Origin of the sequence: Rhodocytophaga aerolata (assembly GCF_030503435.1) — a bacterium.
Lineage (GTDB): Bacteria > Bacteroidota > Bacteroidia > Cytophagales > 172606-1 > Rhodocytophaga > Rhodocytophaga aerolata.
On record NZ_JAUKPO010000015.1, the window covers coordinates 91022 to 114487 of the forward strand.

A 23466-nucleotide genomic window follows, 5' to 3' on the forward strand; every position below is an offset into this window, starting at 1 on the left:
TAATAGAACTCATTGTTTAACAGGCTGGAATGGTTACATTTTACATATAAAGAGTTACTGTACAACTGACAATGTATTACGTAAAGGTTTTCCAAAACCATCGGCCTCAATTTCAAATACATCTCCTGGCTGTGTTTTAATGTTATCTCCAAAACTCAGAACAGACGTGCCAAAAAAATGTACATGCACATCTCCTGGCTGACGGAACAGGGTATACTTAAAATGATGATATTCCAGGTTTGCCAGGTTATGACTCATATTGGCTTCCCCGGTTAAAAATTCCTTTTCCCATAGTACTTTTTTATCCCGGATTATGCGGCTTTTGCCTGTAATGTGGCTGGGCAAGTCTCCCAGGAGCAATTCCGGTCCGTAAGAACATGGCCTGAGCTTGGAATGGGCCAGGTATAAATAATTCATTCGTTCCGTCTGGTGGTCGGAAAACTCATTCCCTAATGCAAAGCCCACCCGTACCGGATTTCCGGATTTATCAATTATATACAGGCCCACTATTTCTGGCTCCTCTCCCCCATCCAAAGCAAATGGCGGAGAAACCAACGCTTTGCCTGGTGCTACCGCCATTAAGCCATTTCCCTTATAAAACCACTCCGGCTGTGAAGCAGGCACGCCGTCTTTCATTTTACCATTTTCCTTGCCCATCTGGAACATCTTCATCGAATCGGTAAGTTCCTGGGCAGGAAGTGCATTCAGCTTTTCATGCATGGCATTTCTGGAAGCAGCGCTTCCCAGATGTGTAAGCCCGGTTCCGGTTATCCAGGTATGATAGGGGTCTGGGTGATCAAAAGGCAATTGTACTTTTCCCTCTGCAAGGAGCTGGTCATATTTTTCATAATGGCCGGATACTAACTGCTGAATGGTTTCCTCTACCGGCAACTCTCTGCTAATAAGGTCTTCGAACAGCTGATAGGTAGAGTTAATTCCTCGAAGCACCTGTATTATGTCGTTTTCCACGATTCCTACACGGCTTTCGTTCCGTTCATTCAAAAACTGTATGATTCTCATAAATTTCTCTGGCGTTAAACTACTCTCTTATTTATAAATCTATGTATGTTCTATAAAATCAGGCTGCCAAGTTATACCTAAAGAGACCCAGAGGTCAGCTTATAAGAATACGTTGGCCTAATTTCCTTTCATGGATTTGTACTTGGCAACATAAGGGTATAAATTTATTCGATTAAAATATAACTATAGTCGTATTTTTTTTAACTTTCTCGCGTTAACTTTTTCTCATGAAACCTATCGTCCAAATCTCCCTTGATCTTACCAACATTGATGAAGCCCTGGAAACTGCCGCATTGGCCATGCGGGCCGGCGTAGACTGGCTGGAGGCAGGTACACCGCTCATACTGGCTGAAGGCTTACATGGCGTACGCAAACTGCGGGAAGCTTTTCCCGGGGTGCCTATTGTAGCAGATCTGAAAACCATGGATGGCGGCTACCTGGAAGTAGAGATGATGGCTAAAGCAGGGGCTACGCATGTGGTGGTTATGGCCAGGGCGCATGAAGAAACCATAAAATGTGTGGTACAGGCCGGCCGTGATTTTGGTGTACATGTGATGGGCGATAATATGGTTTGCCCGGATATGGTGGCTGGAGCAAAATGGCTGGAAGACCTAGGCTGCGACTATGTTATTCACCATATTGGCTACGATGAACGCCGGGGGATTGCTGCCCAGGGTAAACGGATGCCAAGTCCTTTAGATCAGTTGCGGGAGGTTGTGAAGGCGGTGAATATTCCTGTGCAGGCGGTGGGTGGACTTTCGCTGGAACAAGCCATCCGTTGCCCGGAATATGGTGCGCCGCTGGTTGTACTAGGGGCTCCGCTAACCATAGATGCAGATTCATTTAAAACGGCCAAAGGAGACCTGGAAAGCTCGCTGCGCCTGATCTGCGAAAGAATACATGCCTATGGAGATGTCCTGGTAGGGAAAAAAAACACTTAGAACACACCTGTTACGTTTTCAAAACCTAACAGGTGTATACCTTAAAGTATATTTCTATAATGGATGTGCAATAGCTTCATCCCTTTCAAATTTTCTAATCTTTACATTTCCATATTTCCACACTTTCAAATTCTTCGTATGAAATCCCTTGCTGTTGTAAATTATGCCCCGGAAAAAGGCTCCGTTGAAATACGCGAAATAGAAAAACCCACCATTGGGGACGATGATGTATTGCTAGAAGTGGCCAATGTAGGTGTCTGCGGAAGCGACCTTCACCAGTGGACTTCCGATCACAGCTGGCCTGTAAATTACCCGGTAGTATTGGGCCACGAGTTTGGCGGCTATGTGGCTGAAGTAGGCAGCCGGGTTTCCTGCTGGAAAGAAGGTGACCGGGTGGTAAGTGAAACTGCTGCGGTTATAGACCCAGACAACCCCATGTGCCGCCGGGGGCTGTATAATCTGGACCCTACCCGCAAAGGATTTGGCTATGGTGTAAATGGAGCCATGACTAAATATGTACGGGTTCCGGCCCGTTGTCTGCATTATGTACCGGAAGGTTTGCCCTTTGAACAAGCTTGTCTCACAGAACCTTGCAGCGTAGCATATAATGCTGTCGTTGAAAACTCACGCATCAAACCAGGCGACCGCGTCATTGTGTTAGGCCCTGGGACTATTGGTATTTTATGTGCAGCTGTTGCCCGGCTGTGTGGGGCAGAAGTAGCCTTGGTAGGGCTGGAAGGAGATAAACAACGGCTGGAAATTGCCCGTCAGTATGGCTGTGAAGGTATTGTGGGAGATGCTACTGAATGGGCCCTCAAACGGGATGGCCTGGGTGCCGACTGTGTGATAGATGCTGCTGGCGTAAGCATTACCCTAAAAACAGCATTGCAATTGGTCCGCCCGAGTGGACATATCACCAAGGTAGGCTGGGGACCTCAACCCCTTAACTTTTCTATTGACCCACTGGTGCAAAAAAATGTAACCTTGCAAGGAAGTTTCAGCCATAACTGGCCGGTATGGGAACGGGTACTGGCCTTGCTTGCCAGCGGACAACTGAATGTAAAACCCATCATTGGTGGGGTGTGGCCGGTTACTGAGTGGCATGAAGCCTTTGAAAAAATGCATAAAGGCGACGTAGTAAAGAGTGTTCTTAAACCAGTATAATTCATGCGGCTGGAAAACAAAGTAGTAATTATTACCGGAAGTTGCACCGGAATTGGCAAAGCCATAGCCGAACGGTGTGTGGACGAAGGTGCCAAAGTGTTGATACATGGCCTGGAGCATGACCAGGGAGTAGCACTGGCTGCGAGGCTTGGAGAAGAAAATGCTGCGTTACATATAGAAGATATAACCCTTCCCGGAGCACCAGAACGACTGGTCGAAAAAGCAAAAAATACCTTTGGGCACCTGGATGCTATCGTCAATAATGCAGCGATGGTAACTTCTTCCAATATCCACAGCACAGATCTTGCGTTTTTTCGGCGTATCCTGGAAGTGAATACACTGGCTCCTTTTGCCTTAATTAAAGCTGCCTTACCCTATCTGCGGGAAAGACATGGCTGTGTGCTTAATATTGGCTCGGTGAATGCCTGGAGTGGCGAACCAAATCTATTTGCCTACAGTGTATCTAAAGGCGCTTTAATGACCCTCACCCGTAATCTGGGGGATACACTTCACCGGGAAGACGGGGTGCGGGTTAATCAGATCAACCCGGGTTGGGTGCTCACCGAAAAAGAAATAGACCGTAAACGGGCCCATGGCCTGGCCGACGACTGGTATAAAGCCCTTCCCAATGTATTTGCGCCGGCAGGCCGCATCTTATGGCCGGCAGAAATTGCCGCTGCAGCCATCTACTGGCTTGCCGATGAAAGTGGCCCCATTAGCGGTCAGGTGGTAGATTTGGAGCAACACCCCTTTATTGGCCGTAATCCCCCGAAAGACACCAGTACTATTGCTCAATCTGGCAAATAATTAAAATGTCCTTCTTTTAACCTAACCTAAGCGAATGAAATACCTGCTAATTGTTGCTTTCCTATGGAATATACCATTAATTGACTTGCTAGCACAAGAGTATACTACTCCACTGCAAACAGAGCTCTTGCAAATACTGGAAACAGATCAGAAATACCGCATGCGGATGGATAGTGTCAGCAAAGCTTATGGATTTAAGTCTAATCAAATGAAAGAGCTTTGGCAGGTTATGCGTAAACAGGACAGCATCAACCTGATAAAAGTAAAAGCTATTGTAACGGAACACGGGTGGATGGGACCAGACAAAATAGGTTCCAGACCTTATATGGCTCTGTTTTTAGTGATTCAACATTCCGATCAACAAACAAAAGAAGAATTTCTCCCCATGATACGGGTGGCTGCAAAAAGAGGCGATGCGCTGGCGAGTGATCTTGCTCTGCTGGAAGACCGGGTAGCCTTAGGACAAGGAAGAAAACAGCTTTATGGAAGCCAGATTGGACAGGATGAAAAATCCGGTAAAATGTATGTGCTCCGCTAGAAGATCCGGATAACGTGGATAAACGCAGACAATCAGTTGGCTTACCTCCTATGGCTGAGTATGTACACTATTTTGGAATTACTTGGAATCTGGAGGAATACAAAAAACAACAAGCATCAGACAAAACCCAGTGACCAGTCCTAATCCGTGCTTACAAGATTTAACTTTTTTAAATTTAAAAAGCACTTTTTTTGCATGTAGCATCTTACAACTACTTCATTTCCAAATTATCAAATTTTCATATTTCCAAATTCTTATTCTATGCCCAAATTAGCTGCCTTTCCCAAAGCTTTTATGCAAGCCCTCTGCAAGGATGGCACCATGCGAGTATCAGAGTGGATACAACTGGCTTCAAAATTAGATATTGACGGCCTGGAATGGTATGCCGGTTTTCTGGAAATGGCTGATGAAGCTAATTGGACCCGTTTTCGGCAAGAAGTAGAAAATTACGGCAAAGTAATTCCAATGATGTGCTGCTCTCCCGATTTTACTCATCCGGATCAAGCCTTCCGCAACAAAGAAATAGCCAAACAGAAACGCTGGATTGATATGACTCATGCCTTGGGCGGCTCCTATTGCCGGGTCCTCTCCGGGCAGCGGCGGCCGGAATTAACGATAGAGGAAGGCATTAAGCTGGCAGCTGATTGTATAAATGCTTGTTTGCCTTATGCCCAAGAGCGGGGAATTATCCTTATAATAGAAAACCATTACAAAGATGATTTCTGGGAATATCCGGAATTTGCCCAGAAAATGGATGTATTCTGTAAACTGGTAGATCAAATTCATCATCCTAACTTTGGCGTGAACTATGACCCGAGTAATACTTATATCGCCGGAGAAGATCCTTTGGACCTATTATACAAAGTATCCGGCCGGGTAGTCACCATGCATGCCAGCGACCGCTACCTGATTGAAGGAACCATTGAAGATCTGCGGCGGGAAGAAGGTGGCTCAACTGGCTATGTAAAACGCTTACGTCATGGAGAAATCGGCAAAGGCTTAAATAACTATGATGCTATTTTTACTGAACTTAAACGGGTAAATTTTAACGGGTGGATCAGCATTGAAGATGGTGTAGAGGGCATGGATCAACTGGAACGAAGTGTAGGATTTCTCAGAAATAAAATGGCTCACTACTGGCCAGACTAATGTCTGGCTTAAACCACATCTAGCCATACGTGTTAGTTGGCTTACGTATGGCTAAATGGGTATACTTTAAAAATATCGTTATGGAAGATGATTATCCCCTCGACGAGGGGATAATCATCCGGAAGTACCTGGGCTTCAAAACCATATTCCTCTAATAAACTTACGATTTTCTGCGGTTGAACCGGTTCATCCATGGCCTGAACACGCAGGATCTTATCACAATCTTCCAGGTCAAAATTGGCCGTATAGGAAGCAAAATTATTATGTATCTGATCTATAAGCCAGCTAGCTTCCAGATTGTGGGTTACATTGGTTTTAAAAACTTCTACCATTAGTTGGTTTGTTAAGTATTGCGGTTTGTTTTCAAGAATAGATAAGCTGCTTTTACCAAACCTGTCAGGTTTTAAAAACCTGACAGGCTAAAGGGTTTAAGGCTTTTCTGACAGTTCTTTTACTTTAAGTAAAGCCCTTTCCCAGGAAGCAGACATAGATTCAAAATGTTCTTGAGCCATGTCAAACTCTATAGATACCTGTGTGCCACCCTCCTTTTCTGTGAGGATATAGGTTTCACGGGCTCCTTTTACTTGATGGGCATCTGCACTCTCATAGTCCTCTTTTCCATCTGTGAATACACCCTCAAATTCAATAGAGAGTTTTTCGTAGAGCTTATTGGTAATAATTCTGCCTACCATACCAAAGCCGCTTTTATCTCTAAATACAGCTTTACTTCCCGGTTGCCAGTCAGTTTGGGCATAGGTACCTTCGCTAAATTCTGCATACCAGATGCGGGTATACTTGTCGTTGAACAGGACTTCCCACACTTTTTCTCTGGGTGCCTGAATGTCAATTGATTTTCTGATGGTTTGCTGTGCGGTGTTCATAGGTGTTGGGTTTTATGATTGAGAATAGGTATAACTTATCATCCATTGTATGCCGAATTTATCGGTCAGCATACCAAAATAATCGCCCCAGAAAACTTTTTCCATAGGCATAGTCACTTTACCGCCTTGGGAAAGGCTTTCGAATATCCGGTTGGCTTCTTTTTCACTTTCTGTACCAACGGCTATGGAAAAATTGGTGCCGAAGGTTACCTTATCCATAGGCTCCAGTACATCGGTTCCCATAATCAGGTTGCCTGGGCCAATAGGTAAGGCTACATGCATAATTTTCTCCTTGTCGGCAGGAGGTAAATTGCCGGCATGTGGAGTTTCCCCAAAGCGTTGCAAAGCTGCAAATTCTCCGCCGAATACAGATTTGTAGAAAGTAAAGGCTTCTTCTGTATTCCCGTTAAAATTCAAATACGGATTGATCGTTGCCATTTGAGTAGGTGTTTGGTTTGTTAATCTTACTGTATAGTGGTTGGGTCCATGTACACGAGTTCCCAAAGATGTCCGTCCAGGTCCTGGAAACCCCAGCTGTACATAAATCCCTGGTCTTGTTTAGTTACAGGCGTTGTAGCACCGGCAGCAATCGCTTTGTTTACCAGTTCATCTATACTTTCTTTGTTATCGGCCGACAGAGCAATAATTACTTCCGCACTTTTGGTGGCATCGGCTATATCTTTTTTGATAAAAGACTTAAAAAAGGGCTCTACTAACAGCATCACGAAAATATTCTCTCCTACGATCATGCAGGTAGCCTTTTCATCTGTAAATTGGGCATTGAACGTGTAGCCAAGCTTAGTAAAAAATTCAACGGACCGCTTGAGGTCTTTTACGGGTAGGTTTACAAAAATTTGAGTTGCCATAAATTTGGGTTTATATAATACTGGATTAGTAGTTTTAAAATTTTACTTAGTCGCTATGTAATTTATACTGCTCAACACTTGACTTTTGAATTAGCAATTTGCAACTTGCCATACAACTATTTTTGTGTATACAATTTAATTTGCATATACAAATGTAAAATAGATAAGCTGATTTAAGAGGGGGTAAATGCGGCAAATTCCAGGTTGATTGCGACATTTTTTTATCATATTCCTATGAAACATATAGCTATTCTTGTTCCTAAAGGTGCCATACTGGGCAGTGTGGAAGGCCCCAGGCAGGTGCTCACAGAAGTAAATAAATTCTTCAAAAATACAGGCAGAGATCCTGTATTTGATGTTCAACTCACGGGACTCACCAAGGAAGTACAGGTGGCTGGTGGTAAGTATACGGTAAACACCGATGTGCTCACAACCGATTTACCTAAAACAGACCTGATTATTATCCCAGCGTTGGATGGTAATATGCCTGTAACCCTGGAACAAAACCGTGATTATATACCCTGGATTGTAGAGCAATATGGACAAGGCGCAGAAGTAGCCAGCCTTTGTGTCGGAGCTTTTCTGCTGGCATCAACCGGCCTTGTTACCGGCCGCAAATGTGCTACTCACTGGATGGCAGCCAACGATTTCCGGCGTATGTTTCCTGAAGTGAATCTGGTGGAAGATAAAATTATTACCGATGAATATGGCATTTACTCCAGTGGCGGTGCCTTCTCTTACCTTAACCTTATATTATATCTTGTTGAAAAATATGCCGGCCGGGATACCGCTGTGTTTATGTCCAAGGCCTTTCAGATAGATATTGAACGGCACAGCCAATCGCCATTCGCCATATTTAAAGGGCAGAAAGAACATGAGGATGAAGTAATTAAAAAAACGCAGCTTTATATTGAAAACAACTACCAGGAAAAAATTACGGTGGAAGAACTTGCTTCTATGTTTGCTGTAAGCCGGCGGAACCTGGAACGCCGCTTTAAAAAAGCTACATCCAACTCTATTGTAGAATACTTGCAACGGGTACGGATTGAAGCAGCTAAAATGTGCCTGGAATCGTCCAGAGATTCTATTACGGAAGTAATGTTCAAAGTAGGCTATAGTGATAGCAAAGCTTTCCGCGATATTTTCAAACGGATCACCGGGCTATCGCCTCTGCAATACAGTCACAAGTATAACCGGGAAATGGCGGCTTAATGCTTGTTCCCATCTAATTTTATTTTCTCTCACAAACCAACCTTTCCTTCTATGAAAAAACTCTTTTTGATCAGGCATGCCAAGTCCAGCTGGGACGATGCCTCACTTCCAGATGAAGAACGGCCACTCAACAAACGTGGAAAAAAGGACGCCCCCCTCATGGGTTCTTTGCTTCGTAAACAAGGCATAACGCCAGATTTAATCATATCCAGTCCGGCCAAAAGAGCCTTTAGTACGGCAAAAAAAATGGCAAAGGAGCTCGCCTATCCCAAAGACCATATTCTGACGTTTGATAAATTATACCTAAGTAGTCCGGCTGCATTGCTGGAAGTAATTAAGTCTCAACCTGCTGAAGTACGCACCCTGCTGGTGTTTGGTCATAATCCTGAACTTACTCAGCTTGTTCCCCTGCTGTGTGATCATCCCATAGATTCTATCCCTACCAGTGGCGTGGTAAGCATCACTTTCCAGACGGACACCTGGCAAAAAATAGAGAAAATGAATGGCCGGTTTGATTTTTTTGATTATCCGAAAATGCATAAAGAGCCTTTATAGGTCCGCTCGTTTGGAAACCTGGTTTAGCCCTATTAATTACAAGAGAACACAAGTAACCTGTTACAAAATTCACTAGCTGTTGCCCATATCCACGTAAGACATGTTTTTTCAGTGAGACAGAATTTTATAAAAGAAGATTAGAAAACAACTTTAACCGTGATTGAACAACTTTCCATCATGCAGACAGTCTAGTGGCAAATTTACATTCATGTTTTTTATACCTGTAGGTTTGCCAAAACAAGTTTAAATGTTGTCCCCTTGCCACATTCACTTTTCACGGAAATACTGCCCCCTAACTTTTCAATGGTTTGTTTAACAACATACAAGCCCAGCCCTGCCCCTTCTGACTTATCGGTAGCTTTAAAAAACATGTTAAATACTTTAGGTAAATATTTTTTCTCTATACCCATGCCATTATCTTCCAGCGTGATCAGTGCTTTAGTTTGGGTTACGGCAATCTGAATATGGAGATAGCTTTCCTCCGCATAGGGATTAAAAAACTTGAGGCTATTGGAGATGAGTTGCTTGAAAACAATGGCAATCCGGGTTGCATCCTGGTAAAAGACATGACCGGCATTTACAGTTAACGTGGTTTTTACTTTTGCATGGCCCGGAACATATCCCAGCTCATCCAGGCAAGTATAGACAATGTGCGAAAAATTAATTTTGGCAATCTGTGCAGGGGTATGAAGCGCATTGGAATGATTAAGAATTGTTTTAATAAAGTTATCCAGCTTATATACGCTCTTTTCAATCAGTTCCAGGTAATGAGTGTTCATTTGTTGATTATTCTCCGTTTTCATTAAACTGATCAATCCCTCAATGGTGCAGAGTGGCGCCCGTAGATCGTGAGAAACTTTATAAAAATAATTATCCAGTTCATGGTTTCTCCATTTCAATTCTTCTAAGGTAGTGCGTAACTCTTCTTCTGTGGTTCGCTGAGCCGTTATTTCCTGTGCGAAAATAATAATGCCAGTTGTATCTCCTCTTTCATCGTAATAAGGTATCTTATTAGTTTGCAGCCATTTAGTTTGTCCGCTGGGAAGCAGAATTTTTTCAATGATGTTTAGCTTGGCAATGCCTGAGGTAATTATTTCAATATCTTCTTTATGGTATTTGGCAGCAAACAGGGGGTTAAGTTCGTAGAGTGTTCTGCCTTCGATTTCGCCTTTAGATAAACCATAAAATGAAGCGGCCGTGCGGTTAGCCCGCAAAATCCGGTTGTAGGTATCTTTAAAAGTGATCAGCGCTGGTACGGAATCAAAAATAATCTGCTGCTCCTGCTGCTGCCTCCTCAATTTACTTTCGGCCTCCTTCAGGGAAGTAATCTCATGCAGATTTACTACATATCCCTGGATATCAGGTCCATGCAACTGATCGCTGATGGTGCAGTCAAAATGTACCCATTGCCCATTCGTGTGTTTACAACGGGCCGCCGTCTTTTGTATCTCTTTAGGTATAGGAGTTGCGTTAAGCAAGGAATTTATAGCTTCCTGATCTTCGGGATGAACCAACTCAAGAAAGGGTGTTCCGATGGTAGTTGCCGCTGAATATCCCAGTACCCGCTGCACAGAGGGACTTGCAAAAGCCGTAATTCCCAGATGGTTTACCACCAAAATAATATCCGAGGCATGTTCAATCAGGGCATGGAAATACTTTTCACTGATGTTGAGTTGCTGAAGCGTTTGCTGCTGGGCAATCCGCTGCCTTACCTGATAGACACTATAGGCCAGATCTTCCGTTAATTCAATCAGTAGGGCTACTTCTTCGGCTTCAAAGGTATGGGCCCCTTTTCCATAAAGCGTAAGTACCCCCAGGATCTGGTTAGTGTATAGCAAAGGAATGGAAATCAGCGAAGAGAGCTTATGGCTGGAAGCTTTCTCCTGCCATTGTTGCGAAAAGCCAGGCGAAAATAGATCCTGTACAATTTGTGGGTGCTGGGTCCGTAACGCTTTTTCGGTCTGTTTGAGCGGGCTATGCCGCCATATATCTTTTACTGTGGCAGGGTGCCCTGCTTGAAACTGCATGTGGTGAATACGCCTGGCTTTTTTGTTTTCTTCCAGGACAGCCGAACCGACCCAGGCCATCTGATAGCATTCATTTTCTGTTAAAATCCGGCAGATAGCCTCCAATAACTGTTTTTCCTCCACTGCCCGTATCAGCTGTTGCCTACATTGATTTATAGTTTGAAGAATGGATACCATCCGGTTTGTTGGTAGACCCGCTGAAAGGGCAGCAGCAGCAACAGCCGTATCAGTGCTGTTCAACGAAATAGCTGTTCGGGCATCTACAGCCTGGACCTTTTTAATCATGTTAGGGTTAAAGGGATTTTATGAGCCTGAAAAATAAAAGAGGGCATTGCCTGCCCTACCTATTCAACTCTTTACAAAATTATGCCATTATGGCTTGCATTAAGCAGTTTTGGAACAATTTTCATAGTTGATATTTACCCGTTTATCGAAAAAATCTATCTATCCAGCGTATACTGTAGTAGTGGTCAACACAATTTTATTGCATACATTCAAAACAGGCTAAAATTACCAGCACAAACAATCAGGATACTAGCCTGTAAACCATTAAACAAAACAGAAAATTAAAGGTACGAAAGGTATATATTCGATCAGTGCCTCACGTTTCCGGCGCAACGCCTGAATAGCCTGATGAATATAATTTCTGACAGATTGATAGTTGAGGGAGGTGAGTTCGGTAATTTCGTGGTAGCTCAGGTTTTGGTAAAACTTTAAGTACACCACTTCCTTCTGCCGCGGAGAGAGCTTATTTAGGGCGTCCTGCAAATGGACTTGTTGCTCCAGGCAAGACTGGCTCCGAATAAGATCCCGCTCGTAAGAAGAAACCATCTCATCCTGGTAGTTCTCCAGCAGATAACTTTTATCAACGTGTTTGGTAGTAGCAGTTAAGGTCCGGATGACATGCCTTCTAAAAGATTTGAGTAAATAAAACTTAATAGAAACGGTATCGCCGAGCCGGCTGCGGCTTTCCCATAGAATGATAAACAACTCCTGAATACTATCTTTAATCAGGTCTTTGTCAGAAGTCAATTTAGATCCATAATTATACAAGAAGCTGTAATATTTGTGAAAAATATAGGAAAAAGTTTGCTCACATCCTCCTTTGAATTTCTTCCATAATTCCTGATCTGTGCAATTCGAAATGTCTCTGAGTACCATTCGTTGAGTTGAAGGAAATCTATAATTATTTTGTGAAAATGTTTTGTTCTGCCGTATTAATCCCTAGTAATTTATATAATATAATTTAAAAATACAATGATAATTTATGCTATCTACCTTCTGTTTCTCCTTATTTTCTTCTGTAATCTGCTGCCGATGTTGGATTATTCTGGGAGGAATGGGCAGTTTAAAACGTTTAAGTTATTAACAAAAGATGTTTTCAGCAGCTAAGAATATTTGTAAGAAATAGTTAAAAAATTTCTGGTTACTATTTAAAAACAACTATTCCCGGCGTTTTTTTAGAGCCAACAGAACTAGCCCAGCGTGGCAGAACTAGAAAAGGGTATATTTGGGATACATGATGCAGGAAGCTTTTCTTCATTTTTTATGGCAGTTTGGCTATTTTAATCGCAGTCAGTTAACTACTACTGGTGGGGAAGCAATACAAATTTTACACCCAGGATACCCAAATGCAGATGCAGGTCCCGATTTTAGTCAGGCCCGTTTACGGATTGGCCCGATAGAATGGGTAGGAAATGTAGAAATTCATATTCATTCCTCTGACTGGCACACCCACCATCATCAGGAGGATGATGCCTACGACCAGGTAATTTTACATGTGGTATGGCTACATGACCAAGATGTTTACAGGAAAGATCATTCCCTGATTCCTACCCTGCTATTAGCCAATAGAATTGACCATGATCTGCTGACAAAATACCAGTACTTTACCAGCAATACGGAAGATATTCCCTGTGCATCTCAATTTGGGAAGGTTAACGCTGTGTATAAAATTCAAGCTCTGGAAAATGCCCTGATGCACCGGCTTTCCCAAAAGGCAGACTTAGTTACTACCTTGCTTGCGCGCAACCATTACGACTGGGAGGAAACGACCTATCAGCTACTTGCCCGCAATTTGGGTTTCAAGTTAAATAATGACCCTTTTTTACAACTCTCCCAGGCAGTTCCCCTAAAGTTGCTCCACAAACACAGCGATCAATTGATGCCTATGGAAGCCTTGCTTTTTGGCCAGGCAGGCTTGCTGGATACCCCTTTAGAAGATACCTATTATAGGCAATTGCAAAAGGAGTATAGCTTTTTATCGCATAAATATAGCCTGAGGCCCAGTAAACTTGACGCACACGCCTGGAAGTTTTTCAGGTTGCGACCGGCTAATTTTCCTACCTTACGTATAGCGTACCTGGCTGCTTTACTGCAGAAACATAAAAATTTATTTTCCTTATTTATTCATCTGGCATCAGTTAAGGATTTTCTGGAACTGTTTCATTTACAGCCTTCCCCTTATTGGCAGCAGCATTATACCTTTGGTAAAACTTCGCCCTCTGTTGCCCATTTTGGGAAAGAGAGTAAAGAAAATATATTGATCAACACAGTGGTTCCCTTACTGGTTTGTTACTCGAAAGTAAAAGGCAAGCAACTGTATACTGACCGGGCCATTGAGTTGCTAGAGGCGCTGCCAGCGGAAAACAACCGCATCACCAGGTTCTGGAAACATATGGATTTGCCAATCGATCATGCATTAGATGGACAAGGATCTATCGAACTATATAATCATTTTTGTATGCAGAAAAAGTGTCTTTCTTGCCCGGTAGGTATATCTTTACTGAAACCGGCAAGAACCCCAGTAATCCATTGATAGCATTTCTTATACATATTCCCTTTCTTTTCCTGCTCAGTTGGCTCCTTTACAGGCGCAGTGTCGGCCAACCCCTCCTTCCGTTTTTCTGGTGGGGTTTACCGGCAAAATTCCTGGCGGGTATAGGCATCGGCTGCCTGTATCTCTACTATTATCCTTACCAGGGCGACACCTTTGCTTATTTTGAAGATGCAGTAAGGCTTGCTTCTTTTGCCAGGCAAAATCCATGGAAGTATGTAAACGCTTTATTTTTTTCTGAATCCGGAGCTGAATCTTTTCTGTCGACCTTGCCCTTGTGGGAACAACCACGGGCATTTTTTATGGTTAAACTCGTGAGTATACTTTGCCTGTTCACCTTATCAAATTACTGGCTCTGCGGATTGTATTTATCCTTATTTTGTTTTTACGCACTCTGGAAACTAGCTAACCTATTGGCAAATCTTTTTCCTGCATCGCGTATATCTGCGGCTATTGCTTTTCTTTTGCTGCCATCGGTAGTATTCTGGAGCGCCGGACTGACCAAAGAAAGCATTGCCGTAGCCTGCATTGCCTGTATAGTTAGCCAGTTTATTCAATACAAATTCGCCGCTGCGCTCCCAGGTAAATTGCCCTCTCTGTTATCCTGGCTGCTATTCCCAATATATGTGCTCTTGCTTTGGAAACTAAAATATTATTACCTGGCTGCCCTGCTGCCTGCAATGCTAGCCTATCTGCTTACGGATTTTCTGGCTAAACATGGGTTAAGAGACAAAAGTATTGGTCTGAAAGCAGGGACGCTTGTTTGTATTTTCGCTGCTATTTTGCTTGTCGCAAGTTTCCTTCATCCAGGTTTGCATCTCTCCCAGTTCCTGGATTCACTGGTAACTAACCATGACCTTACCGTTCAGGTATCTGCACCTGAAAGTATAATTTATTTTCATGGATTGAAAGCCACTCCAGGTAGTGTAGCAGAGCACTTACCCAAAGCTTTATTTTCTGGGCTGTACCGGCCCCTGGCATGGGAGGCTAATTCCCTATTTCAGCTTTATATTGGCCTCGAAAATGCAGGATTACTTATCCTGTCCTTAGTTGTAATTATTTACCGGATAAAACATTTTACAACACTCTCCCCTACCTTTAGTTTGCTAGCCGTAGCGGCTTTTTTGTATAGTGTATTACTTGCTGCTTTACTGGCTTTGTCATCCCCAAATTTTGGTGCGTTAAGCAGGTATAAAGTCGCGTTTATGCCTTTTTTTGCATACTTGCTGTTATCTGCAGTGTTAGCTGGAAAAACAGGAAGAAGAACTTAGGTGAGAATACAGTCTATTTTAAAAAAATAGAAACCCATCTAGTTCTTATCCGTTTAATCATAATGTTTTCTGTAAATAGCATTTATTTTTTCTTGAAGACATCATTAACATAGGTTTAACTAATTTAAACAACCTCTAAAACAAAATTATTATGGATAACTCTCAAAACGCAAGTGCACAAGTCAGACCTCATGAAATATCAAAAACTTTCGAAAATGCCTTACATTTATATAGAGGAGATCATGAAAAATTGCCTGAATTGCTGAAAGATGCAGGTGCCTTGTTACTACGGTTCAGCCGCAAACTAAGCACCCCGCAACTGATTTTAGCGGTAGGTATAGTAGCTTGCGGAGTGGCACTGGTGGCTGTAAATATTGCCAAGCAACAAGAAGAGATGGATAGAGAAGCAGGTGGCTATACGAACAACAATCCAGGAAACAACCCAAACTATAAAGCAAATTCTGGCAATCAAGGTTCTACAACCTAGATTTTTTTAGGGAGTAAAGAATAAAAACCCGGCCTGTTGAAGGCCGGGTTTTTTCGTAGAGGGGTACTAACCTTTGAAGGATGTATTTAAAGTACAAATGTTACCGATGATCACATACCTAAAAGCATTTTTACCACTGGAAGAGCCTGTTCTGCCCTTGATGCATCAAACCCGGGAGTATGTTTATAGGCAAAACCTGTTGACTGTCCGGCAGGGAGACCTTTGGCTTTTTCGCCCATTTTTCTGCGTTCAACCGGAGAAAAGGTAGAGAAGGTTCTCCGCAGCAGTGGTAATAAATTTTTAAATACTTCTCCGTCCAGGGTGGCTACCCATTGATATAATATATTCCAGAGCACATCATCCAGAAGCAGGATCATGCCGCTGCTTTTGAGAAACCCTTCCAGCCAGGCAGCAGAATATCCTGGCTCATTCGCAGTAGACAAAGCCAGACTGAACCGGGAAGCCATTTCTTCGGTGGGCAACGCTTTGCCATCAAACAATATCCGGCAGGCACAACCTGAGATCAGTCCATGTATGTGTTCTTTGGCGCTTAGTTCCAGTAAGGTATGATGCCAGAGGTCAAGCTGTGCGTCTTGCTGCAACAGGTTAATCGCATTATTTACTTCACTTATGTGGGCAAACATACTGGCCGACGCATCTTCATCCAGTGAGTAACAGGCATTCGGTAGGCCTACGCAAATCCGGACGATTAAACTGTCTACCAGGGCACTCAGCATAGCCAGGTCTGTTTTACGCACATTTCCGTAGCGGCTTACATATGCCAGGGGTGGTAAGGCCTGCATCAACTGCACAATATCCCCTGCCATGGATGCCAGCTCATTGATCCGGTTCATTACTGCATCTACTGCCCCGGGTAGTTCAGCTGGTATGGTTCGTTCCAGTAGCCTGGCTACCTTAGACAGTTCCTGAACTTCTTTGCTTTGGTGGGCTATAAACTGGTTAGTTGCTTCTTCAATGGTATTTCCCCAGACTCCCATTTCTATTACCTTAATCAAGAGTTCAGGCTGCCACCTCAGCCGCCATTGTTCTTTAAAGGTACCCTTCCCGGATACATTCTCTTGCCTTCCCCATTTAATATCCAGTAAAGACAAGCGGTGCAACAGCTTACTGCGGTCCAGGTCGGTTGGCTGGCGCAGGTCTAAGACATATACTTTATCATCGGCTTTTGGCTGCAAGCGGCATTTACTTTGCTGTTTTTCAAAATCGTGTTGGAGAGGTACTTTGGGTGCATTGCCAGGAACCTGCCCTAGTTTGTTGCTCACAATAAGTTCATCGCGGATGAGTTGCAATAAAACTTCATCACCAAAACAAATTACCGATTGGGTTGCTTCATTTAACTCATGCAAGCCAGGCCGGGGGTAATTCCGCAGCAAGGCAAGCATGTCTGCCAGTCGCACCGCTTCAATAACATGCGCAACCGACGTATCCATATTTTTCTGGCGGAACAATGCCGCAACTTTTGCCAGCCAGGAAACAGCCGTATCTTGTGGAAAATCCCACAAATGTTGATACCAGCCTGGCGAATGAATACCTGCTCCGTAGCCACTATCAAAGGTAAGGCGGCTGTAAGTCCAGGGAATCCAGGTGAAATCCACTTTGGTTTTGGGGAGTTTCTTAAGCAACTCTTCGTCTGCTTTTTTGGTATCCAGATTCGTTAGTGCCGGAGCATGCCAGGCTCCACAGATAACGGCTATGTTTAGAAATCCTTCTTTCTGAGCACTGCGGATTATTTTCCGCATATAGGCTTCCCGGAGTGGTTCTTTCTTATTTTTAGTTTCAGGCAAAGCCTCCCGCAGGGCTTGCATAGATTCCATAATGGCAGCGAAACTTTCTTCCGTATTCTGCCTTTGTTCAAACGTATGTTCCCACCAAAGTTCACTTTCCTGATACCCGGCCGCTTCTGCCAGATATTTTAACGGGTCGCGGTGAATATGTTCCACAGGTGTATCTATTAACCCGGTTTCCAGTTCCTCCTTTGCTGAGAAATCTTCATGGCTTATTTCTGTCTCTGCTTGGCTGGGTAGAATTTCTTCTATATCCGCTGGCTGATCAACTAATGGCGTATCTTTTTCTCCCTTATCCATTGCCATGCTGTGGGTAAGTGGCAAATCCATAAACCGTACAGGAATGGCGGCTTGCTGTGCATACGCGATGGCCTGCCACTCCGGGGAGAATTGAGCAAATGGATAAAACACAGCCTGTTGCGGATCATCCGGCATATAGGCTAGTAAGGCCACAGGTGGCTCCATACCCTCTTGCCCGATATAATGAAGCATAACATCAGCATCAGGTGGGCCTTCTACCAGAATAATATCAGGTTGAAGCTGTTGCAGCGCTTTTTTTACACTTCTGGCTGATCCAGGTCCGTGGTGGCGAATTCCCAATATATGTATACTCATGTATGGTGCACTTGGCTGTGCTTCTTAAAGAAGCGGTTATCTTAACTGGGTTAGTGAATTTTCTATACACACCCATGAATTACCCATCAAACGACAATATCGCGGCAGGCCCGGTAAATATCTTTCCATCCTTCGCGGCTTTTTACAACCGTTTCCAGGTATTCCAGCCAGACTACCCGGTCTTGCACCGGATCTTTCACTACCGAACCAACCAAACCGGCAGCTACATCTTCTGCTTTTAACTGACCATCGCCAAAATGAGCAGCCAGCGCCACGCCACTGTTTACTACCGAAATAGCTTCGGCAGTACTCATGGTGCCTGTTGGTGATTTTATTTTTGTTTTGCCATCCAATGTCACACCAGCCCGGAGTTCGCGGAAAATGGTAACGATACGCTTAATTTCTTGCAAAGCAGGAGGTTCTGCTGGCAATTCCAGTACTTTGCCCAGGCTTTCCACCCGGCGTTTCACTATGTCAATCTCTTCTTGCATGGTTTCGGGAACAGGTAGAATAACGGTGTTAAAACGTCTTTTCAACGCACCCGAAAGCTCATTTACTCCTTTATCCCGGTTATTGGCTGTAGCAATCACATTGAAGCCTTTCGTGGCCTGCACCTCGGTATCTAACTCCGGAATAGGCATCGTCTTTTCGGATAAAACCGTAATTAAGGTATCCTGCACATCGGAAGTGATCCGGGTAAGTTCCTCGATACGGGCTATTTTGCCATCTCTCATGGCACGCATCATAGGTGTAATAACCAAAGCGGCCACCGTCGGACCTTCCGCCAGGAGTCTGGCATAATTCCATCCATACCGCACGGCTTCTTCACCAGTTCCGGCAGTTCCCTGAATGAGCAGTGTAGAATCACCAGATACCGCTGCAGCAATATGTTCCGAAACCCAGGATTTGGCTGTTCCCGGAAGTCCATACAAGAGCAATGCCCGGTCTGTGGTCAAGGTAGCTACGGCAATTTCTATCAGACGGCGGCTTCCAATGTACTTTGGGCTCACCTCATATCCGCTTTTAAGCTTGCCTCCCATCAGGTAGGTAACTACTGCCCAGGGTGATAACTGCCAGTTGGGCGGACGTTGATAGGTATCTACTTTTTTAATCTCTTCTATTTCTTCTGCAAATTGATGTTCGGCATGTGCCCGTAAAATGGTTGACATATAAAGCTTATAAATTAATGTATGTATCTCACCTGTTTTGCCTACACAGGTTTAGTAAAATCTGTATGGGACTTTGTATGAATTGTTAACTAAAGACGTCGTTAACCCGTTTCTTTAAATCCAGAGAGTTCAGCAGCAAAGCGGTAGCCTGTTGCCATCGGGCCTTGCCGATTTCGCCAGAAGGCTCCAGGGATGGCCATTCCCGCAATACCTGTACCGGCAGGTAATGGCTAAGTTTCTGCACTTGCCTGGCATCATAGTAATAGTAGTAATATTGGTTAGAACTACATTTTTCTGCAATCTTTTTCAAGGCTTTTATGGCCACAGGCATAGGCCATTCATAATCAAATATCTGTAGATAGCTGTAAAACAAATAATTGTCGTTATCTAATAAATTCAGTAAATCTTCAAGATACGTTTGTTTATCGGGCAATATGTTGATCAACTCGTATTTTAATCCCACTACTTCTGCATCGGCCTTGGCCGGTTTAAACAACTTGCTTATGTCAGCAAAAACTTTTAAGAGCACGTTGGCAAAAGGTATGTCTTTGTGCAGCAAACTGGCTCCAAAAAGGGCAGGCAAAAATTTAGAGTAATCGTTATTGAGCAAAAAACCGACAAAAGTAGCCGTATCTATCTTGAGTTGCTCCGGCCACCAGGAAGGAGGAATAACAGACATTACCTGATATATCCATATTTCCGTTTCCGTACAGCCATTGACTGCCCACTTCTGTATGGGATTTCTGGAAGTAAATTCTTTTAGAAACTTATCGCGGTTTGGTTCGATGCCACTATGTATAAGGATATCTGGCAAAGGTTTAGGGATGTGCAATTCGAGTCGGGTTTTTTTGCTGAGTAAGGAACCGGATTTTTTCAGCACCACCCAGGATTTAGTCTCTTCCCATACCCGGCTGATCAACCTGGAACCAGCTAACTGGTAGAGTAATTTACTTGCCACCTCCCGTACTTTTTGGCTTTTGTCCGTCAACATCTCTTCCAGCATCGGTTCATCGGCCATAGAAAGATTATTGACAAACACTTGTAGTAAGGCGGCTTTAGTATTGGCGTTCTCTGTTTTCCACACCTCCTGTATCCATTCCCTGGCTTTGGCTGGATCTTGCCTGCGTATTTTTTCTAATACTTCCTTGCGTTCCTCCAACTTGCCGGTATGCCAGGCATCTTCTGTAAATATGGACGAAAGATATGCCCAATCCGGATTAAGATCAGCTAACCATTCTCCCCGCTTGCCAATGACTTTTAGTAGGACAGGTTTTAGTTCCGGATGTTCTTTCCCAGTTTCTAATAACTCTGGGATTAGCTCTTCGGATATCCGCTGATTATTTCTGGCAAGCTCTTGTAAGAACAACTCCAGCAAATCGTCTTGTTTATCGTAGATAATCCGCCTGAGTACTTCGGTTGCTTCTCTGGAACATAGCGCCAAGGTTTCAGGCTCACTGGGTTTGGGCAGGCTAGCTTGAATCTGTGGAAATTCTTTCCCGGCATTGGCATAATTCATTACCAGCGCAGCTATTTTCAGAAAGTTCTCTTCCTTATCAGTACTCTCCCACTCTCCTAGGGATTGCTTGATAGCAGCAGGTAACGGCAGTTCGGCAATGGTATGTCTTGCGGTACCTAAGAGAGATGCTTTCGTTATTTGCTCCCAGAATTCCATGTAATGCTTAGCAAAAGTGTATGTGATAATTAATAAATGACAGAAGTAAACAAGGCCTTGATGCTTTATAAAACCAGATACCGTTGCTTAAACCACAGGCCCAGAGGCAAAAAACAATCATCTTCCCGTACAAATGACATTGTCAGAGGATGACCTCCGCTGTAGGCAAGCAATTTCCAAAGTTTATCAAATTTTTTATCAAGCATTGCTACCCGGTTGCCCGAATCTTTCAGTAGCCATTGTTTCTCCTGCGGAAATACCGTTATATTTTCCACGATGACTGGCCATTGATGAATCCAGGGGGATAGAGTACATTGCGTAGCATAGACTTGAGATACAGCTTGCCAATCGGCAAACCCGGCTGTTTCCGGAAACTCAACGGTTCGGATGCGTTCTTTCAACAAAGCCCGTAAGGGTATACTGCCCGGATAAAAAACCAGTTCTGCTTCCATAGCCGTACCGGGTACCAGGCTCAAATCAACCGTCTGGGTACGGTAAGCAAAATTTAGTATGAGGGCAAATTGCTGATTTTTTACTCCGTATAGCCAGTTCCGCTGCACAGTTATATCACCTTCCTGTTCGGTTTGCCTGCCTAGTACCAGCCAATGGTCATGCAACCCATCAGCTGTTTTCAGTTCCTCTGCCTTCTGGGTCCAGCCAATCATGGAGCGGATATCGGCTTGTAAAGCCTCTGGTAAAGTATCTATGCGTTTAAATCCCTGCACAGCCAGGTATAATTTTGTTAGTTGCTGTAAAGCCAGGGATTGCCAGTTGTCGCTGAAATAATTAAGCTCACCCAGGCTTCTGATCATATTTGCCAGGCCAGGGGCCTGAGCATCTACCATGCGTGAAGCGGCCGTTTGCCAGAATTTTGGACTTTTATCTGGGGCAGTAATCAGGCCATTGCGGATTAAATCTTTTATCCAGAGTTCTATCTCCTCTACGCCAGCTTCTACTTTGGCTTTCCGGGCTTCTATCCGTTTCGCCTGCGCTTTGGTATCTGGTATGTCCTCTGTTTTGGTTTCTACCTTTTTCTGAAGTTTATCTCCCCGCTTATCTATCCATTCCTTTACCCAGTCAGCTTCCTCCACTTGCTTAAACACTACCGGTTGATGCACATATAAAAGAAATAAGCCCAAACCATGTTTACAGGGAAATTTGCGGCTCGGGCAAGTACATTTAAAGGCGGTGTCCCGTAGATCAATCTGGGTACGGTAAGGCAAGGACCCACTACCCTGGCACTCTCCCCACAAAGCTCTTCCACTAACCCCGGCGGTTACCCATTTGGTAGGTTTAGCCAGATCTTTCCCGGATTTGGTAGAGGAAGCATCCGGCGATAATGCTAGTATCTGTTCTTCAGTCCAGGTCATGTATACAACTAACTACGCTACAAATAATGTTCAATATATAGATTTCTATTTAGACCGAAATTCAAAATTAACAATTTTAAAAAGCTTTGGAGCCAATGTCAGCGTTTATTTAGTAACGTATTGAGATACAGCTGGATAATTTTAAGAGAAATGTATGGATGTTTTTTAGCTGAACTTTGATTCAATCCAGTGCTTGGAACAGTACGTTGAAGTTTGTTTCGCTTGAAGCCAGGTAAAAATATATTTAGCACTCCTGTTTGGAAGTCTCCGGGAAACTTATTTACTTTGAAACACAAAGTACTTTATTTATGGATTCAACAAAAGAGCATTTAGACACCCTTCAGGAGATCCGGAATTTGATGGAGAAGTCTTCCCGTTTTATTTCGCTCAGTGGGCTTTCAGGGGTGTTTGCGGGATTATATGCACTGGCTGGTGCTGCCGCTGCCTACTATTATCTGGACCTTGGTTTACTGGAACCTTCGTATTATGAGTACTTATACACCGGAGGTAAAGTAAATACCGATTTTATCGTATTCTTTCTGGCAGATGCATTAGCTGTGTTGTGTGCCGCCCTGGCTACCGGTATCTTTTTAACTACGCGGAATGCTAAAAAACAAGGCTTGCCTATCTGGAGTAATACCTCTAAACGGCTGGTCATAAGTATGGCTATTCCGCTTGTGGCCGGAGGCTTGTTTTGCCTGGCAATGTTGTACCAACACATGTTTGTTATGCTTGCCCCAGCCACTTTACTATTTTATGGACTTGCTCTAATCAATGGTAGCAAATATACCTTGCGGGATGTGTATTACCTGGGTTTGTGTGAACTGGCTTTAGGCATTGCCGGTTCATTTTTGCTGGGATATGGCTTACTGATCTGGGCCATTGGATTTGGCGTGTTACATATTATTTATGGCACTGTGATGTATTATAAATACGAAAGAGTATCGTAGCTTTGGAAACAGGAGAATCTAGATAAATTTCCCCTCCTATGCACTTTACGTACCTTTTAAAGAAACATAGTTTTACTTTCACTCATACCTGAATTGAAACAAAAGACGAAGAACAGAATAAGAAACACAGC

Annotated in this window: 22 protein-coding genes; 11 read left to right on the forward strand and 11 right to left on the reverse strand. The window is 43.6% G+C overall.

The features are described 5' to 3' along the window. Positions 1 to 54 precede the first annotated feature (54 nt). A complete protein-coding gene (gene araD1 / locus Q0590_RS22085; RefSeq protein ID WP_302039785.1) occupies positions 55 to 1020 on the reverse strand; it encodes an AraD1 family protein in 966 nt (321 codons plus the stop codon). A gap of 227 nt (positions 1021 to 1247) precedes the next feature. Here araD1 and Q0590_RS22090 point away from each other — a divergent pair, with 227 nt between their 5' ends. The 5 genes from Q0590_RS22090 (at position 1248) to Q0590_RS22110 (ending at position 5619) form a co-directional block, all read left to right on the forward strand. After that, positions 1248 to 1961 carry an orotidine 5'-phosphate decarboxylase / HUMPS family protein gene (locus Q0590_RS22090; protein ID WP_302039786.1) on the forward strand — a complete coding sequence of 238 codons (714 nt, stop codon included), beginning with the start codon at positions 1248 to 1250 and terminating at the stop codon, positions 1959 to 1961. A gap of 138 nt (positions 1962 to 2099) precedes the next feature. Next, positions 2100 to 3125 carry a zinc-binding dehydrogenase gene (locus Q0590_RS22095; RefSeq protein WP_302039787.1) on the forward strand — a complete coding sequence of 342 codons (1026 nt, stop codon included), beginning with the start codon at positions 2100 to 2102 and terminating at the stop codon, positions 3123 to 3125. A 3-nt stretch (positions 3126 to 3128) separates the two neighbouring features. Next, on the forward strand, positions 3129 to 3932 hold the full coding sequence (locus Q0590_RS22100) for an SDR family NAD(P)-dependent oxidoreductase (RefSeq protein WP_302039788.1): 804 nt from the start codon (positions 3129 to 3131) through the stop codon (positions 3930 to 3932). Positions 3933 to 3966: 34 nt separating this feature from the next. After that, positions 3967 to 4470 (forward strand): DUF6624 domain-containing protein, encoded by a 504-nt coding sequence (locus Q0590_RS22105; protein ID WP_302039789.1) that lies wholly within the window; start codon positions 3967 to 3969, stop codon positions 4468 to 4470. Between the two features lie 261 nt (positions 4471 to 4731). Continuing rightward, a complete protein-coding gene (locus tag Q0590_RS22110) occupies positions 4732 to 5619 on the forward strand; it encodes a sugar phosphate isomerase/epimerase family protein (protein ID WP_302039790.1) in 888 nt (295 codons plus the stop codon). 41 nt (positions 5620 to 5660) lie between these two features. Here the strand turns inward: Q0590_RS22110 and Q0590_RS22115 are convergent, their stop codons facing one another. From Q0590_RS22115 to Q0590_RS22130, 4 genes are all read right to left on the reverse strand, one after another. Continuing rightward, on the reverse strand, positions 5661 to 5951 hold the full coding sequence (locus Q0590_RS22115; RefSeq protein WP_302039791.1) for a hypothetical protein: 291 nt from the start codon (positions 5949 to 5951) through the stop codon (positions 5661 to 5663). Positions 5952 to 6047: 96 nt separating this feature from the next. Further along, on the reverse strand, positions 6048 to 6500 hold the full coding sequence (locus tag Q0590_RS22120; protein ID WP_302039792.1) for an SRPBCC family protein: 453 nt from the start codon (positions 6498 to 6500) through the stop codon (positions 6048 to 6050). Positions 6501 to 6512: 12 nt separating this feature from the next. Next, entirely contained in the window at positions 6513 to 6938 is a 426-nt protein-coding gene (locus Q0590_RS22125) for a VOC family protein (protein WP_302039793.1), read from the reverse strand. Between the two features lie 26 nt (positions 6939 to 6964). Further along, a complete protein-coding gene (locus tag Q0590_RS22130; protein WP_302039794.1) occupies positions 6965 to 7366 on the reverse strand; it encodes a VOC family protein in 402 nt (133 codons plus the stop codon). A gap of 234 nt (positions 7367 to 7600) precedes the next feature. Between Q0590_RS22130 and Q0590_RS22135 the strand changes: the two genes are divergently transcribed. Beyond that, positions 7601 to 8578, forward strand: a complete 978-nt coding sequence (locus Q0590_RS22135; RefSeq protein WP_302039795.1) for a GlxA family transcriptional regulator — start codon at positions 7601 to 7603, stop codon at positions 8576 to 8578. Positions 8579 to 8629: 51 nt separating this feature from the next. Further along, complete coding sequence (locus Q0590_RS22140) at positions 8630 to 9133, forward strand: SixA phosphatase family protein (protein WP_302039796.1); 504 nt, start codon at positions 8630 to 8632, stop codon at positions 9131 to 9133. A 215-nt stretch (positions 9134 to 9348) separates the two neighbouring features. Here the strand turns inward: Q0590_RS22140 and Q0590_RS22145 are convergent, their stop codons facing one another. Together Q0590_RS22145 and Q0590_RS22150 are read right to left on the reverse strand one after the other, a co-directional pair. Continuing rightward, on the reverse strand, positions 9349 to 11445 hold the full coding sequence (locus Q0590_RS22145; RefSeq protein ID WP_302039797.1) for a PAS domain S-box protein: 2097 nt from the start codon (positions 11443 to 11445) through the stop codon (positions 9349 to 9351). 264 nt (positions 11446 to 11709) lie between these two features. Then, a complete protein-coding gene (locus tag Q0590_RS22150; RefSeq protein WP_302039798.1) occupies positions 11710 to 12321 on the reverse strand; it encodes an RNA polymerase sigma factor in 612 nt (203 codons plus the stop codon). Positions 12322 to 12679: 358 nt separating this feature from the next. Between Q0590_RS22150 and Q0590_RS22155 the strand changes: the two genes are divergently transcribed. From Q0590_RS22155 to Q0590_RS22165, 3 genes are all read left to right on the forward strand, one after another. Continuing rightward, positions 12680 to 13978 carry a DUF2851 family protein gene (locus tag Q0590_RS22155; RefSeq protein ID WP_302039799.1) on the forward strand — a complete coding sequence of 433 codons (1299 nt, stop codon included), beginning with the start codon at positions 12680 to 12682 and terminating at the stop codon, positions 13976 to 13978. Continuing rightward, positions 13975 to 15267: a hypothetical protein gene (locus Q0590_RS22160; RefSeq protein ID WP_302039800.1), complete on the forward strand. Its 1293-nt coding sequence runs from the start codon at positions 13975 to 13977 to the stop codon at positions 15265 to 15267. The genes Q0590_RS22155 and Q0590_RS22160 overlap by 4 nt, the downstream gene beginning before the upstream one ends. Positions 15268 to 15418: 151 nt before the next feature. Beyond that, positions 15419 to 15754: a hypothetical protein gene (locus tag Q0590_RS22165; RefSeq protein WP_302039801.1), complete on the forward strand. Its 336-nt coding sequence runs from the start codon at positions 15419 to 15421 to the stop codon at positions 15752 to 15754. Positions 15755 to 15864: 110 nt separating this feature from the next. Here Q0590_RS22165 and Q0590_RS22170 read toward each other — a convergent pair whose 3' ends face one another. The 4 genes from Q0590_RS22170 to Q0590_RS22185 all read right to left on the reverse strand — a co-directional run bounded on the left by Q0590_RS22170 (position 15865) and on the right by Q0590_RS22185 (position 22385). Further along, the gene (locus tag Q0590_RS22170; RefSeq protein WP_302039802.1) at positions 15865 to 18174 is read right to left on the reverse strand and encodes a DUF5682 family protein; all 2310 of its coding nucleotides are present in this window, start codon (positions 18172 to 18174) and stop codon (positions 15865 to 15867) included. 86 nt (positions 18175 to 18260) lie between these two features. Next, positions 18261 to 19343, reverse strand: a complete 1083-nt coding sequence (locus Q0590_RS22175; protein ID WP_302039803.1) for an ATP-binding protein — start codon at positions 19341 to 19343, stop codon at positions 18261 to 18263. Between the two features lie 85 nt (positions 19344 to 19428). Then, entirely contained in the window at positions 19429 to 21015 is a 1587-nt protein-coding gene (locus Q0590_RS22180) for a DUF5691 domain-containing protein (protein WP_302039804.1), read from the reverse strand. A 65-nt stretch (positions 21016 to 21080) separates the two neighbouring features. Further along, a complete protein-coding gene (locus tag Q0590_RS22185; protein WP_302039805.1) occupies positions 21081 to 22385 on the reverse strand; it encodes an SWIM zinc finger family protein in 1305 nt (434 codons plus the stop codon). A 308-nt stretch (positions 22386 to 22693) separates the two neighbouring features. Between Q0590_RS22185 and Q0590_RS22190 the strand changes: the two genes are divergently transcribed. Beyond that, complete coding sequence (locus tag Q0590_RS22190) at positions 22694 to 23335, forward strand: hypothetical protein (RefSeq protein WP_302039806.1); 642 nt, start codon at positions 22694 to 22696, stop codon at positions 23333 to 23335. Positions 23336 to 23466: the final 131 nt, after the last annotated feature.

Bases quoted from the DNA above. Each gene is read 5' to 3' on its own strand.
- araD1 (WP_302039785.1), bottom strand. From the start codon at position 1,020: ATGAGAATCATACAGTTTTTGAATGAACGGAACGAAAGCCGTGTAGGA.
- Q0590_RS22090 (WP_302039786.1), top strand. From the start codon at position 1,248: ATGAAACCTATCGTCCAAATCTCCCTTGATCTTACCAACATTGATGAA.
- Q0590_RS22095 (WP_302039787.1), top strand. From the start codon at position 2,100: ATGAAATCCCTTGCTGTTGTAAATTATGCCCCGGAAAAAGGCTCCGTT.
- Q0590_RS22100 (WP_302039788.1), top strand. From the start codon at position 3,129: ATGCGGCTGGAAAACAAAGTAGTAATTATTACCGGAAGTTGCACCGGA.
- Q0590_RS22105 (WP_302039789.1), top strand. From the start codon at position 3,967: ATGAAATACCTGCTAATTGTTGCTTTCCTATGGAATATACCATTAATT.
- Q0590_RS22110 (WP_302039790.1), top strand. From the start codon at position 4,732: ATGCCCAAATTAGCTGCCTTTCCCAAAGCTTTTATGCAAGCCCTCTGC.
- Q0590_RS22115 (WP_302039791.1), bottom strand. From the start codon at position 5,951: ATGGTAGAAGTTTTTAAAACCAATGTAACCCACAATCTGGAAGCTAGC.
- Q0590_RS22120 (WP_302039792.1), bottom strand. From the start codon at position 6,500: ATGAACACCGCACAGCAAACCATCAGAAAATCAATTGACATTCAGGCA.
- Q0590_RS22125 (WP_302039793.1), bottom strand. From the start codon at position 6,938: ATGGCAACGATCAATCCGTATTTGAATTTTAACGGGAATACAGAAGAA.
- Q0590_RS22130 (WP_302039794.1), bottom strand. From the start codon at position 7,366: ATGGCAACTCAAATTTTTGTAAACCTACCCGTAAAAGACCTCAAGCGG.
- Q0590_RS22135 (WP_302039795.1), top strand. From the start codon at position 7,601: ATGAAACATATAGCTATTCTTGTTCCTAAAGGTGCCATACTGGGCAGT.
- Q0590_RS22140 (WP_302039796.1), top strand. From the start codon at position 8,630: ATGAAAAAACTCTTTTTGATCAGGCATGCCAAGTCCAGCTGGGACGAT.
- Q0590_RS22145 (WP_302039797.1), bottom strand. From the start codon at position 11,445: ATGATTAAAAAGGTCCAGGCTGTAGATGCCCGAACAGCTATTTCGTTG.
- Q0590_RS22150 (WP_302039798.1), bottom strand. From the start codon at position 12,321: ATGGTACTCAGAGACATTTCGAATTGCACAGATCAGGAATTATGGAAG.
- Q0590_RS22155 (WP_302039799.1), top strand. From the start codon at position 12,680: ATGATGCAGGAAGCTTTTCTTCATTTTTTATGGCAGTTTGGCTATTTT.
- Q0590_RS22165 (WP_302039801.1), top strand. From the start codon at position 15,419: ATGGATAACTCTCAAAACGCAAGTGCACAAGTCAGACCTCATGAAATA.
- Q0590_RS22170 (WP_302039802.1), bottom strand. From the start codon at position 18,174: ATGAGTATACATATATTGGGAATTCGCCACCACGGACCTGGATCAGCC.
- Q0590_RS22175 (WP_302039803.1), bottom strand. From the start codon at position 19,343: ATGTCAACCATTTTACGGGCACATGCCGAACATCAATTTGCAGAAGAA.
- Q0590_RS22180 (WP_302039804.1), bottom strand. From the start codon at position 21,015: ATGGAATTCTGGGAGCAAATAACGAAAGCATCTCTCTTAGGTACCGCA.
- Q0590_RS22185 (WP_302039805.1), bottom strand. From the start codon at position 22,385: ATGACCTGGACTGAAGAACAGATACTAGCATTATCGCCGGATGCTTCC.
- Q0590_RS22190 (WP_302039806.1), top strand. From the start codon at position 22,694: ATGGATTCAACAAAAGAGCATTTAGACACCCTTCAGGAGATCCGGAAT.